A 13,032-nucleotide genomic window follows, 5' to 3' on the forward strand; every position below is an offset into this window, starting at 1 on the left:
GTTATATTTGCCACCGATTTCGCCTGGATAGTTCAGTTGGATAGAACGGGTCCCTCCTAAGGATCAGACTCGCGTTCGAATCGCGATCCGGGTATTTCGCTGGCAGTTTCGGCTGCCAGCCTTTTTTGTTAAGCTGAAATTTTTATTTTTCTAGTGTGAAGAAACTTTATATTGCTTTTATTGTTGTTTTTGCCGTTTTGTTGCTACTGCCGTTTTCGGTGCAGACGGTGGCGGACTTGCGCGGCGAAAAGCGCTTTGTAAGCCTCGATATTTTCAAAGATATTGTTTATACTCCTTTTGCGCGCGAATCCAAGATAGCGGAATCGGCGGCCAAGTTGAACGAAGCCTGGTTTGCGGCGCGTGAATCGATTGCCGGTGGTGCCGAAGTGGGCGAATCACTTGAAGGCGTGGTCAGTGCTCTTTCTGACCTGGAAGCAGTTGCGCTTACGGTGAATAGCTATGCTGAACTGGATACGGCCGAGTCAGACTACAAGTTGCTGAAACATGCGGATACCTTGGTGGCTGCCCTTGAAGATGAACCAGAAACCTTCAAAGCGGTAGATTCAACGCTGAAGGCGGTGGTGGCCGAATTTGGGCAATTCTCGCTTTGGCGTGCGCTTTGTGGCATTAAGCATTATGGCGTGTGGACGAGCCGCTACCTGCGTGCGTTCGAAAACAAGGTCGAAGACGAAAATGCGCTCGTGCTTGCATTCCGCCCCAAGTACCAACTTGCGGTGTGGAATATCTTCAATGATCCGGGCGAAAAGGTGGTGCTCGGTTCCGGGGCGGGCCGTTGGCTTTTCTATCGTCAAGATGTCGAATTCCTGGTGCAGCCATCTCCGCTGGATGTGCGTAGCGCAAAACTCGATAACCCGATTCAGGCGATTCTCAAGTTCCGCGAACAGCTCAAGGCGAAGGGCGTTGAACTCCTGGTGGTAATTACTCCGGGTAAGCCGAGTATTTATCCGGAACGTTTGACCGGCGTCGATGGCTTGAAGCTTGCTGGACATGGCAAGGCGATTCTGGATTCCTTGGCGAAACTCGGGCTGAATACGGTGGACCTGTATACGCCGCTCCTTGCCGCGAAGGTTGACGATGCTAGCTTGGGAGCTCTTTATCTGGACGACGATACACACTGGACTCCCAGGGGTGCGGAACTTGCCGCGGGAGAAATAGCGAAAAAGGTAAACGCGATGGTTGAGGCTGGCTTAATCAATATCGGGGAACCATCCATGAATTATGTTGTGTCCGATTCTTTGGCGGACCGCATGGGTGACATTGGCGAAATGAGCGGCCTTAACAAGTTTAACGTGTTCAAGGCGCAACAGGTGACAGGCCATGTGATTTACCAGCAAGAAATTTCGGAACGCACGGAAGAAGCTCCGGCAGATTCGCTTTCGGATTCTACGGTGGTCCGCGATACGGTCAAGACGCCTTTCAAAGACGATTTCCGCAAGTCGAAGATTTTGATTCTCGGCGACAGTTTCAGCCGAATTTACCAGACTGATGCTCCTGTGAATGCGGGTTGGATTGCGCATTTTGCAAAGAATATCAGCCGGCCGGTCGCATCTATCGTGAGCGATGGCGGCGCATCAACCTTGGTACGCGAAAAGCTTGCCCGTAAGGCCGGCGTGCTTAAAGGCAAGAAATTGTTAATTTGGGAATTTGTGGAACGCGACCTTCGCTTTGGCGCCGAAGGCTGGAAAACGATTGAATTTTAGGAACTGATTATGGCAAGGCATGGAACACCCACTCCGGGGCAGGCGATTTTAGAAGGGATTGAATGGCTCAAGATGGACAAGGCGGAATTCGCCCGTCGCATCGGCGTCTCGATGGAAACTCTCGAGGGCTTAATTGCGGGAAATGTTGAAATTACTCGCGAACTCGCCGAAGCGCTTGAATCCGTGACCGGTAGCCCCGCTGCCTACTGGCGCATGCTCGCTAGCAAGGCAAAGAGGTGTGAGGCTTGAGGTCGGGCTTCGCCCTTTGGGGTTTATGTGTTACAATATTTTCTTACAAAATCAGTGTTGTGGCTAAATTTATATATTGATTATATGTTTTTTGGCTTTTATCCTCAATGCTCAAAGCGAGTGTAACGAGCGACCTCGTAGCTCGTACCTTTATTATGAATATTATTGAAGCAGTAAATTGTATGTGTGACCTCGCGAAGGGCGAGGCGGAACAGTTTGATGTAATTGCCTCGAATTCCCATTCCGAGGGCTTGTCTGTTTTTCAGGGCCAAGTGCAGAATACCGAAATTTCGGATTCCGTTGGGCTTGGCATTCGCGTGATTAAGGATGGCCGTCCGGGTTACGCCCATACGGAACGCTTGACGAAGGAAGCGATTGCGCAGACCATCAAGGATGCCGTTTGCCATACGCAGTGGACCGAGAAGGTCAACTTTGAATTGCCTGCACCGGCAAAGATTCCGGAAGGGAATCCCAATTACAATCCAGGACTGGAATCGCTCACTCTGGCAGAACTCAAGGACTTTTGCATCGAACTTGAAAAAGAAACGTTTGCGCGTTCTGCCGACATCAAGAATATTCCGTACTTGGGCGCCGACTTGAACAGAGACTTTTCGATTGTCGCAAACCACAAGGGTCTTTTCTATACCGATAAGGGCAACTCCGTCTCGGTGGGTGCAGGCGCAGTCGCTGTGCGTGATGGTATCAGCAAGCTAGGTAACTTTGTCAAAAGCGAGCGCGACTGGAGCAAGTTCACCGTCGCTGAAATTGCAGACAGGGCCGCAAACTATGCAACCGAGCTTTTCGGCGCCAAGAAAATTGAAGGCGGCAAGATTCCGGTAGTGTTCTCGGAACGCATTTCGGGCCGATTCATGAGCATGTATGCTTCTCCGTTCATTGCAGAGTCCATGCAAAAAGGAACTTCTCGTCTTGCTGGTAAAGAGGGGCTGAAAATTGCCTCTGAAAAGCTTTCTCTATGGAGCGATCCAACAGGCGAAGCCTTTAGCACCAAGATGTATTTTGATTCCGAAGGCAGTTTGACTCGGCGAGTAGAAGTCGTTAAGGACGGTATCTTTAACGAAGCGCTCTACAACCTGGAAACCGCCGCGAAGGCTGGACGAACCACAACGGGTAATGGCGCCCGCGATTTCGGCTCCAAGATGTCTACCGCATTCTGGAATATGCTTGTTCCGGCGGGCGAGTCCTCGACTGCGGACCTGTTGAAACTGTTCCCTAAGTGCCTTTTGGTGGTGCGCCTCGAAGGCGGTTCCGGCTGCAGTTCCGTGAGTGGCGAACTCAGCATCGGAGCCCACGGTTTCTGGTGCGAAAATGGCGTGATTCAGCACCCCGTTGATGGAGTCACCTTGTCGGGCAACTATTTCGACATCATCCAGAATGTGGTCGGTGTCGGCAACGAATACTACAATCCGTTCGCCGGCGTGAAGGTACCTGCGCTCGCCATCAGTGAGCTTGCGGTAAGCTGTTAAAAAAGTCCCCATACGGGGACCCTTTTTTAATAACAGACTTCCTACTGTCTATTGTCTACTGTCTACTGCTTTCTTCTGCCTGTAAATCAGTACAATTAGCCAGATTAAACCGGTCAGGAACATGACGCTGCAAAGCGTTTGTCCGCGGCTCATGCCGAACAGGTCCACACGACCGAGGTGCGCATCGGGTCTGCGGAAGAATTCGATGAAGAATCTAAAGAAGCCGTAGCCCATCAGGTATAGGCAAGGCATCTTGTCGCGTAACAGCGGAATGCGCCTTAAGTTGTACAAGATTGCGAACAAGATAATGCCTTCGAACAGCATTTCGTAAAGCTGGCTCGGGTGGTGTAGAATCGGGTTTTCGATAGGGCTGTCGTGGGCGAGCGGAAACCACATGCCAATGCCGCTCGTGGTGACTTCGCCAAAAAGTTCGCCGTTAATGAAGTTGCCCCAGCGTCCCCAAGTGTAGGCGAGCGGAGCAAGCATGAAGCAAAGGTTCAGGCCTTCCCAGACCTTCATCTTGTTGCGCTTCAGGCCAATGTAGGTGAATATCGTTCCGAGAATCATGCCGCCGTGGTAGCTCATGCCTGAGATTCCGGCAAAGTGGTAGCCAAGAGCATCGTGAGTCATGGGCAGTATGATTTCGGTCGGGTTTGCAAGGTAGTAGCCCGGTTTGTAGAAGAACACGTAACCCAGTCGCGCACCGATGATGATGCCCGCGATAATCCAGGTGAACAGGCTGTCGAACTGGTCCTTGGTGTAGCCCAGCTTTTCTTTCTTGTTCACGTGCATCAGCGTCAGGTAGCCTGTCACGAAGGCGAAAATGTACATGATGCCGTACCAGCGCACCGGGAAACTCCCGAGTGTAAAGGCTGTTCCGTCAAAATAAGAAGGGATTAGATTCCACCATGTCGGTTCCATTTTACTTTCCTTTCTTGGGTAAATATTGGTGAGCCCAATAGTTAAACAGCATTCCGGCGACCTGGGTTGCCGGCTGCGAGCGCATACCTTGTAAGTCGTGCACCTGCATAATCACAAGCACTACCGCCTTGCTCGGGTCTGCTTTAGATTGTGCAAAACCCATGAACCATTCGTAGCGGCCGTAGGGGTCGTGCCCGTCGAGTGAGCCCGTCTTTCCGCCGATGTTTAAAGCATCGTAGTTCTTACGGGCCATGTGCCTGGTCGAAATGTTTTTACGTGCGGTACCGTGCGTGACAGTACGAATCATTGCTTCGCGCAGGCCATAATAGGTGTTGTCGCTGAACTTGCCTACATCAAGCGCGATGCGGCTCTTGGGGGCGTAACCGTCCAGGTTTGCGGCCCACGGAATTTCGAGCGGCTTTTTCATGAGAATGGCGCGGACCTGTGCTGCCGCAAGGAGCGGTGTCAAGGTGGTGGCTTCCGTAAAGCCGCTGCTGACTTCGGCGAGACCGTAACCGGTGTCGGGCGGAGCGTAGTTGGAGCGCGGGGGGAGCGCTCCCGGGAAGTTTGTGTTGTAGCCAAGTTTCTTGGCGGCGCTGCGCAGGCGTTCGGCACCCACGTTCATGCCCACAATGCCCATGGGCGGGTTCGCGGACCTGGCGTAAGCGTCTTGCAGTTCAATAAACGGACCCTTGTAGCCTTCCTTGACGCGCAACTGATTCTTGTAAAGGTGGATGCTAGAACCAATCATCGGAATTTGCGACGTGAGCGAGTAGCGGTTTGATTCCATGGCCGCCGAAATGGTGACTGTCTTTGCAAGCGATGCTGCGGGGAAGGTGTTCTTGATAAAGTAGTCGGGCTTTTCTTGCACGTGATCGTTGCGGCGTTCGCCCCAGGCAATGATTTCGTTACTCTGGGGATCTACCATCAGTATCACCGCGTGTTCGGGGCGGAATCGGCGCAGCAGGTTGTCAATCTTTTCGGCCAGGAAAACGTCTTTCTGAGCCTTGATGTGTGTGCTGTCGATAACGTCTGCTTCGGCGGGGTTCTCGGGAACAACTGCAGCGGCAACGGTTGCCTGCATGTTCACCAGGTCTTCTGAATCGGCCTTGGGGAAAATCCCCGTTTCGTTAAGCTGTTCGGTCTGCAGGGGAGCGGCGTTGGCGGCAGTAGAATCTACCGTTTCTGCATACTCGTCCTCTTCAGCGGGTTTCGGGGGGGCTTTCTCGCCAAAAATGCAAGTGCCCAACAGGGCGCAAAGTCCCATAAAAACGGAAAAAACGATAATTCGGTTGCGGATCCTGACTGCGTAGGGGAGTCTTTTTTTCGGAAGGTAATTGTTATAGTCCATCTTAAAGTTTAAACTTTACTTGAAAATCGTCTTGCGGTAGTATTCGAGTTCGGCAATGCTTTCGCGGATATCGTCCAGGGCCTGGTGTTTTTCCATCTTCTGGAATTCCGGTAAGTCCGGGTACCAGCGGAAGGTCAGTTCCTTGATGGAACTCACGTCGATGTTCCTGTAGTTCAGCCAGCCGGTCAAAAGCGGCATGTACTTGTACAGAAAACGCCTGTCTTGCGTAATAGAATTCCCGCAGAGCACGTTTCCGCGTTCGGTGGTGAAGGGCTTGATAAAGTCGAGGGTCATCTTGTCGGCGTCGGCCATGCTGAGCGTCGACTTGCGGCAGCGTTCCACGAGTCCGCTTTGGGTGTGGTGACGCTTATTCCAGTCGTCCATGCCTTCAAAAACGTTTTCGGTTTGGTGGATCGCCAAGACGGGCCCTTCGGCCAAAATATTCAAGTTCGGGTCGGTGACGATTGTCGCGATTTCGAGAATGACGTCCCTCTCCGGCTCGAGACCCGACATTTCAAGGTCCATCCAGACGAGGTTTGGTGCACTTTTAATTCTTGCCATAACGCGGACAATTTAAAAAAAAATGAAGAGCAAAATTGTACAGCCGGATTGTTATGAATGCAAATCCGCCTAGCGGCATTGTTTTTTTTATTTTTTGAATATGGAGCCTCTGTACAAATTGTTGCGAATGGCTGTTTCGCCCAAGTGTGATCCACAGATATTTGATTGTAAATTAAATGAATCTGAATGGGAAGCTGTTCATTTGGATTGCTTGCGCCATTTGGTGGCTGCGGTTGTCTACCGTGCCGTTTGCAATTTACCAAAAGAAAAGCGCCCTCCGCTAGGATTGATGTTCCAGTGGGCGAGTGAGTCGGAGACAGTCAAGGGACATAATGAGCTTCTGAACGCCGAAGCCGCGAGGTATACGGAACTGTTTGCTGCGAAAGGGCGCAAGACGGCTGTCTTGAAGGGGGCTGCAAACGCAAGGCTTTACCCGGACCCGTTTATGCGGCATGCGGGCGATATTGACTTGTGGGTGGAAGGCGGACGAAAAAGCGTTGTCGCCCTTGTGAAAGAGATGGGTTTCGAACTTGACAAAACTGGTGAAAACGCCCCGCACCATGTCCATTTGCTCAATACGGGCAAAGTTGCTGTTGAAGTTCATTTCAAGCCGTCTTCTGGCGTCTTGAGTCCGTTTGCGAATGCGCGCCTGCAGCGTTATCTGGAACGCGAAATTTTGAATACGGAGCGGGTGCCCGAAGGTTTTTGGTCTCCGTCTATCAAGTTTGCCCTTGTTATGCAATTGGCGCATCTTCAAAGGCATTTTTTCAATGAGGGGGTCGGACTTAAGCAGTTTGTCGACTACTTTATCTTGTTGCAGCATTCGACAGACGCAGAACGTCGCGAAGTCGCTTCAAAATTAGGGAGCTTTGGCCTTAAACGCTTGGGCGGTGCCTTTATGTGGGCTTTGCATGAGGTTTTTGGCCTGGAAAGAGACAAGATGCTTGTGGCGCCCGATGAAAAAATGGGCAAAAAGGTGCTTGCGGAAGTCTACGATAGCGGAAATTTCGGGCTTAACCGTGTAAATGCCAAAGATTTGCATGGAATGAATTTTGTCCGTCGCTGGTTTACAAACCGTTGGAAATCGATTCGACTGATGCCCTTTTCTCCGTCCGAGGTTTTTTGGCACGAAATAGAGTATTGGAGAAGCTTTGTTAAATCGATTCCCCTTAGAATCAGACACCGACGCGTTTCTATTTGGGATTTGTACCATTAGTGCTTTTTTTGTACTGAAAAGTTGGCGCCTGTGATAAAAATGTAAGCGTATTGTATTAAATATCTAAAAATTTAAGACAAAATGCTCCCAAGTTACTTTGCTTTTTTCTATATTTGCGCGCACTATGGAAGAAGTTGTAATTACAGGTATGGGGTGCGTTTCCGCCCTCGGCAATACGCCGGAACTCCTTTGGAACAACCTGCTGGAAGGTAAATCCGGACTCGCAACGATCGATCGCTTCGACGTGACCAACTATCCGATCAAGATAGCTGCCGCCGTCAAGGAATTCGATGGTTCTGAATTTATTTCCCCGCGCGATTCGTCCCGTCTGTCCAGGTGCATCCAGTACGCTGTGTATGCTTCTTTCCAGGCACTCAAGAACGCCGGTATTTCTCCCGAAAACGAAGATCCGACCCGCTCTGGCGTGATTATCGGTTCCGGTATCGGCGGTATGCAGATTTATAGCGACTCCGTCGTTTCGCTTTCGAATCGTGGCCCGAGCCGCGTGTCCCCGTTCTTCATTCCGATGTCTATCGTGAACATGCCCGCTGGCGAAGTTTCCAACCGCACTGGCTGGATGGGCCCCTGCTACGCAGTGGTTTCCGCTTGCGCTACCTCTAACCATTCTATCGCCGCCGCCTACGACCAGATTCGCTTGGGCCGCGCCGATATCATGCTCGCCGGTGGTACCGACGAAACCGTGAACAATGTGGCTCTCGCTGGCTTTACCTCCATGAAGGCCTTGAGTAAGCGCAACGACGACCCGACGACCGCCTCCCGTCCGTTCGACAAGGACCGCGACGGTTTCGTAATCGGCGAAGGTTCCGGCATTCTCGTTCTCGAAAGTCTTACGCACGCTAAGAAGCGTGGCGCCAACATTCTCGCTCGCGTGGCCGGCATCGGCATGAGCGCCGACGCTCACCACATGTCCGCCCCGCGTGAAGACGGCGAAGGCGTGCGCCTCGCTATCGAAATGGCTCTCCGCGAAGCCGGTATTTCCCCGAAGGATGTGGGCTACGTGAACACCCACGGTACTTCGACTCCGCTCGGCGACGTTGCTGAATGCTCCGCACTCGAAAAGGTCTTTGCCGGCGCCACCGACAGCCTCAAGGTGAACTCTTCCAAGTGCATGATCGGCCACGCTCTCGGCGCCGCCGGTGCTCTCGAAGCCATCATCACCGTGAAGTCCTTGCAGAATCAGATGATTCACGCGACCACGAACGTGTTCAATCAGGACGAACGCATCCACCTCGATGTGTGCGCCAACAAGAACACCAGCCACTCGTTCAACTACGCCATGTCCGACAGCTTCGGCTTCGGTGGCCAGAACAGCGTGCTGCTCCTCGGCCGCAACTAATTCAATGTGAAGTGTGAAATGTGTAATGACTAATTAAAAATTATTCATTTCTCATCACACACTACACATTACACATTTACAAAAGCCTTCTGGAGTTCATTCTCCAGGGCTTTTTATTTAGTAGACAGTAGGAAGTAGACTGTAGACTGTAAAAATTTGTTAGCTATTTCTTCCTACTTCTAACTTCCTACTTCCTACTTCTAACTTCCTACTTTTCTATAATTGTCTCCGTGAAATTTTTTCGTTCCATATCGATTGCTTTGGTGTCGCTCCTGTTTGCAAGCGTTTCCTTGCTAGCGGCTCCGAGCGATCCGCCGACTTGGCGCGATTCTACTTGGGATTACCGCAGCGAAGACCCTAGTGATACGATTGAATTTTCTGTCGCTAAAAGTGTCGGTGTTGCATCTACGGTTTTGATTGCTTATGGCGCTGCCTACTGGCTTGTGTTCGATAAAGGCTGGTGGGGCGATCAGGATAGTCATTTCCATTTCGAAAACGATTTTGATTACGCCCTGAACCTGGATAAATTTGGGCATTTCGCCTCGGGCGTCATGATGGGCGAGTCCTTTTACGAAGGCTACCGCTGGGCGGGAATTTCTGAGTTTTATTCGTACTTGTTCGCTGGTTTTTCGGCGATGGCGACTCATATTGCCATCGACGTGAAAGATGGCTATTCGCCGGAGTGGGGCTTTAGCATTTTTGACGTGCTCTCGGGAACCTTGGGCGGTTTCTTGCCGATGGCGGAACGCTATGTGCCCGTGTTCAAGTTTGTAGACCTCAAATGGAGCTACTGGATCAATACCAAGGCGTACTACAGACAAAGTAAAACAGGCGTGTTTACCGACGACTATTGCAACCAAACTTTCTGGGCATCGTTCAAGGTTTACCGCATGTTGCCTAAGGCCGCACGCCAGTATTATCCGAGCTGGCTTGCGATTGCTGCGGGCTTAAGTATTGATGAAGGCGTGTTCCTGCACGACAAAGACGTAACGCCGCATCGCGAAGTCTACATTGCGCTGGATTACGATCTGGAGGCGTTCCGTCCGCAGAGCCGTATGGCGCGCACTATCGTGAAATACCTGAATTACTTCAAGTTGCCGGCCCCCACCGTGCAAGTTTATCCCGAATTCCACTGGTATTTGCTGTACCCAATTAAGTTCTGAGTTCGGAATTCGGATTTCAGATTTGTATAAGCTTCAAATGCTTGCCTAAATTATAGGTTCGCAAGTAACTGTACAATGTTCGGCTTACTTATTTGTAGGAGTTTTATCCTACTTATAACACTCCGAATTCAGAATTCTGAATTCTGAATTTCTATATTTGCGCCGTATGTTTACGGGTATTATTCAATCTACCGGTGAAATCGTTTCTATCGAAAGTAGGGGCGATGCGCTTACCATGCGCCTTAAGTCACCGGGCTTTTTTAAGAATTGTAAGTTGGGCGACAGTGTCGCGAACGACGGTGTGTGTCTTTCTATTGAATCTTGTACCGATGACGAAGCCACTTTTTGCCTGATGCACCAGACGGTGGAAAATACGGGCTTCAAGCAGGCTGCCGTCGGTAAGTTGGTGAATTTGGAACTTCCGTGTCGTGCAGACAGCTTTATGGGCGGTCACTTTGTGATGGGCCATGTGGACTGCATTACCGAAGTCATCCGGGTGACTCCGCGCGAAACGGGTGTCGAGGTGGATTTGAAACTCCCGGCAGACCTCCGTCGCTATGTGATTCGCCGCGGTTCCATTTCATTGAACGGCATCAGCCTGACGGTCGCTGAAAAGTTTGAAGATTCCATTCGCGTGTGCATTATCCCTGAAACCTTGGCCCGCACGAACCTGCGTAACTGGGTTCCAGGAACGATTGTGAATGTGGAAGTCGACATGCTCGGTAAGTATATTGAAAATTATCTGAAGGAACGTGACCTTGCTTAATACCATTGAAGAGGCCATCGAAGATTTTAAGAACGGCAAGTTTTTGATCGTGGTCGATGACGAAGACCGTGAAAACGAAGGCGACTTTGTCATCGCCGCCGAAAAGATTACGCCTGAAAAGGTGAACTTCATGCTCCACGAAGGTCGTGGCGTGCTTTGCGCACCGCTCCCGATCAAGCGTTGCCATGAGTTGAACCTCACGCGGCAGACCGCCGAGAATACCTCGATTCTCGGGACTCCGTTTACCATCATGGTCGATAAAATTGAAGGTTGCACCACGGGTGTATCCGCTCACGACCGTGCGGCGACGATTCTCGCCCTTTCGGACCCGAATTCCAAGCCCAGCGATTTTGGCAGGCCGGGGCATATTTCGCCCCTGTACGCCCAAGAAGAAGGCGTGCTCCGCCGCGCAGGCCATACCGAAGCAGCCGTTGACCTCGCAAAACTTGCCGGACTAAGACCTGCAGCCGCCCTTATCGAAATCATGAACGAAGACGGCACCATGGCTCGCATGCCGCAACTTCAGGAAGTGGCGAAGAAGTTTAACCTCAAGATTATCTCGATCCACGACCTCATCGATTATCGCCTGAAAAACGAAAAGCTCGTGCAGCGCGTAGCCGCTCCGCATGTGTCGACCAAGTACGGCGACTTTACCGCCTACGCTTACAAGAGCAAGACTGACGGCGTGGAACATGTGGCTTGGGTTGCCGGAAACCCCGACTTCAGCAAGCCGGTTTACGTGCGCGTACACAGCGAATGCTTGACGGGCGATATTTTTGGCAGTCTGCGTTGCGATTGCGGCGAACAGCTGGCCGCCGCCATGAAGTTCATTGGCGAGCACGGCGGCGTGTTCCTTTACATGCGCGGCCAGGAAGGCCGTGGAATCGGTCTTTGCAACAAGCTCCGCGCCTACGAACTGCAAGAAAAGGGCATGGACACGGTCGAAGCGAACCTGCACCTTGGGTTCAAGTCGGACCTGCGCCAGTACGGTACGGGCGCCCAGATTTTGGCCGACCTCGGCGTCAAGGAAATGCGACTCTTGACGAACAACCCGAGCAAGATTTCGGGCATTACAGCTTACGGCCTTAAGATCGTGGAACGCGTGCCAATCGAAATCAAGCCGAACAAGGAAAACCTGTTCTACCTGCTCACGAAGCAGAAAAAGATGGGGCACCAGCTGCATATCGACGGCGCAGTGTCCCAAGAGAATTTGAAAGAGGAAAAATAAATGGTGAACGAAATCAAGAATTCCCTCAATGGTACTGGCCTCAAGGTGGCAATCGCCGTTGCCCGCTTTAACGAGGTCGTGACCGACAAGCTCTTGGAAGGGGCTGTGCGTCAGCTCGAACTTCTCGGTGTTGCCGACAAGGATATTACGGTCGTGCATGTGCCGGGCGCATTCGAACTTCCGGGCGTGTGCCGTCGTCTCGCTGACAGCGGCAAGTACAGTGCCGTAATGGCGCTGGGTGCGGTAATTCGCGGCGAAACCAGCCACTACGACGTGGTGGTGAATGCTTCTACCGGTGGTATCGCAAACATCGCCGCCGAAGGCAAGCTCCCCGTGATTCTTGGAATTTTAACCACCGACACCGTGGACCAGGCAATGAACCGTGCAGGCCTCAAGGCCGGCAACCTCGGTAGCAGCTGGGCATCCACCGCCGTCGAAATGGCAAACCTTTACAAGGATATCTAGAAACGAACTTTTGATAATGTGTAATGTGGAATGTGTAATGACAAATGCCTAATTACTCACTTCACATTTCACACTTCACATTTCACATCTGAATCTTGATTATGAAAATATCTTACAGACCCGCCCGAGTTTTTGCCATGCAGCTCTTGTATGCCATGGAAATTACGGGCCAGACCGCAGGGGAGGCTCTTCCGGGAATCCTTGAATCCCAGCCCCTTCACGCTGAACAGAAAAAGTATGGAATGAAGCTGGTGGACCTGGTGCAGGCCCATCGCGAAGAACTCGACGAAAACATCAAGGCCGCGGCCGCCCACTGGGAACTCGACCGCATGGCAAGCCTTGACCGCATTGTGCTGCGCATTGCGATGGTCGAACTTTCTTACATCCCCGAAATCCCGATGAAGGTCGCCATTACCGAAGCCGTGCAGATTGCTGCAAAGTACAGCACTGACAATTCGGACTCTTTCGTGAACGGCCTTTTGACTGGCTTTATGCGTAACCGTGGCATGGTTGTCACCGAACCCAAGGAAAAGTAAAATGCTCAAGGAAA

At 51.6% G+C, this 13,032-nt stretch carries 13 protein-coding genes and 1 tRNA gene; 11 read left to right on the forward strand and 3 right to left on the reverse strand.

Annotated elements, in window-relative coordinates; translation table 11 throughout:
* Positions 1-21: 21 nt before the first annotated feature.
* The 4 genes from B7988_RS05550 to B7988_RS05565 all read left to right on the forward strand — a co-directional run bounded on the left by B7988_RS05550 (position 22) and on the right by B7988_RS05565 (position 3,454).
* Positions 22-94, forward strand: a tRNA-Arg gene (locus tag B7988_RS05550).
* A gap of 61 nt (positions 95-155) precedes the next feature.
* A complete protein-coding gene (locus tag B7988_RS05555; RefSeq protein WP_088657150.1) occupies positions 156-1,721 on the forward strand; it encodes a hypothetical protein in 1,566 nt (521 codons plus the stop codon).
* A gap of 9 nt (positions 1,722-1,730) precedes the next feature.
* Entirely contained in the window at positions 1,731-1,970 is a 240-nt protein-coding gene (locus B7988_RS05560) for a helix-turn-helix domain-containing protein (protein ID WP_088657151.1), read from the forward strand.
* A gap of 155 nt (positions 1,971-2,125) precedes the next feature.
* On the forward strand, positions 2,126-3,454 hold the full coding sequence (locus B7988_RS05565) for a TldD/PmbA family protein (protein WP_088657152.1): 1,329 nt from the start codon (positions 2,126-2,128) through the stop codon (positions 3,452-3,454).
* A gap of 48 nt (positions 3,455-3,502) precedes the next feature.
* Here the strand turns inward: B7988_RS05565 and lgt are convergent, their stop codons facing one another.
* The 3 genes from lgt to orn are packed head-to-tail and all read right to left on the reverse strand — an operon-like array spanning position 3,503 to position 6,278.
* On the reverse strand, positions 3,503-4,375 hold the full coding sequence (gene lgt, locus B7988_RS05570) for a prolipoprotein diacylglyceryl transferase (RefSeq protein WP_088657153.1): 873 nt from the start codon (positions 4,373-4,375) through the stop codon (positions 3,503-3,505).
* 1 nt (position 4,376) lies between these two features.
* A complete protein-coding gene (locus tag B7988_RS05575) occupies positions 4,377-5,726 on the reverse strand; it encodes a penicillin-binding transpeptidase domain-containing protein (protein ID WP_088657154.1) in 1,350 nt (449 codons plus the stop codon).
* A 15-nt stretch (positions 5,727-5,741) separates the two neighbouring features.
* Entirely contained in the window at positions 5,742-6,278 is a 537-nt protein-coding gene (orn, locus tag B7988_RS05580) for an oligoribonuclease (protein ID WP_073322244.1), read from the reverse strand.
* 136 nt (positions 6,279-6,414) lie between these two features.
* Here orn and B7988_RS05585 point away from each other — a divergent pair, with 136 nt between their 5' ends.
* The 7 genes from B7988_RS05585 (at position 6,415) to nusB (ending at position 13,018) form a co-directional block, all read left to right on the forward strand.
* Entirely contained in the window at positions 6,415-7,503 is a 1,089-nt protein-coding gene (locus tag B7988_RS05585; protein WP_170930547.1) for a nucleotidyltransferase family protein, read from the forward strand.
* Positions 7,504-7,627: 124 nt separating this feature from the next.
* Positions 7,628-8,860: a beta-ketoacyl-ACP synthase II gene (gene fabF, locus B7988_RS05590; RefSeq protein ID WP_073322241.1), complete on the forward strand. Its 1,233-nt coding sequence runs from the start codon at positions 7,628-7,630 to the stop codon at positions 8,858-8,860.
* 230 nt (positions 8,861-9,090) lie between these two features.
* Entirely contained in the window at positions 9,091-10,023 is a 933-nt protein-coding gene (locus B7988_RS05595) for a YfiM family protein (RefSeq protein ID WP_249268864.1), read from the forward strand.
* Between the two features lie 166 nt (positions 10,024-10,189).
* Positions 10,190-10,789: a riboflavin synthase gene (locus tag B7988_RS05600; RefSeq protein ID WP_088657157.1), complete on the forward strand. Its 600-nt coding sequence runs from the start codon at positions 10,190-10,192 to the stop codon at positions 10,787-10,789.
* Positions 10,776-12,017: a bifunctional 3,4-dihydroxy-2-butanone-4-phosphate synthase/GTP cyclohydrolase II gene (locus tag B7988_RS05605; RefSeq protein WP_088657158.1), complete on the forward strand. Its 1,242-nt coding sequence runs from the start codon at positions 10,776-10,778 to the stop codon at positions 12,015-12,017. The genes B7988_RS05600 and B7988_RS05605 overlap by 14 nt, the downstream gene beginning before the upstream one ends.
* Before the next feature lie 3 nt (positions 12,018-12,020).
* Positions 12,021-12,482 (forward strand): 6,7-dimethyl-8-ribityllumazine synthase, encoded by a 462-nt coding sequence (ribH, locus tag B7988_RS05610; protein ID WP_088657228.1) that lies wholly within the window; start codon positions 12,021-12,023, stop codon positions 12,480-12,482.
* 101 nt (positions 12,483-12,583) lie between these two features.
* On the forward strand, positions 12,584-13,018 hold the full coding sequence (gene nusB / locus B7988_RS05615; protein ID WP_249268865.1) for a transcription antitermination factor NusB: 435 nt from the start codon (positions 12,584-12,586) through the stop codon (positions 13,016-13,018).
* Positions 13,019-13,032: the final 14 nt, after the last annotated feature.

Origin of the sequence: Fibrobacter sp. UWB1 (genome assembly GCF_002210325.1) — a bacterium.
In the GTDB taxonomy this organism is placed as follows: domain Bacteria; phylum Fibrobacterota; class Fibrobacteria; order Fibrobacterales; family Fibrobacteraceae; genus Fibrobacter.

Bases quoted from the DNA above. Each gene is read 5' to 3' on its own strand.
- B7988_RS05600 (WP_088657157.1), top strand. From the start codon at position 10,190: ATGTTTACGGGTATTATTCAATCTACCGGTGAAATCGTTTCTATCGAA.
- fabF (WP_073322241.1), top strand. From the start codon at position 7,628: ATGGAAGAAGTTGTAATTACAGGTATGGGGTGCGTTTCCGCCCTCGGC.
- nusB (WP_249268865.1), top strand. From the start codon at position 12,584: ATGAAAATATCTTACAGACCCGCCCGAGTTTTTGCCATGCAGCTCTTG.
- B7988_RS05575 (WP_088657154.1), bottom strand. From the start codon at position 5,726: ATGGACTATAACAATTACCTTCCGAAAAAAAGACTCCCCTACGCAGTC.
- B7988_RS05565 (WP_088657152.1), top strand. From the start codon at position 2,126: ATGAATATTATTGAAGCAGTAAATTGTATGTGTGACCTCGCGAAGGGC.
- B7988_RS05560 (WP_088657151.1), top strand. From the start codon at position 1,731: ATGGCAAGGCATGGAACACCCACTCCGGGGCAGGCGATTTTAGAAGGG.
- B7988_RS05585 (WP_170930547.1), top strand. From the start codon at position 6,415: ATGGCTGTTTCGCCCAAGTGTGATCCACAGATATTTGATTGTAAATTA.
- lgt (WP_088657153.1), bottom strand. From the start codon at position 4,375: ATGGAACCGACATGGTGGAATCTAATCCCTTCTTATTTTGACGGAACA.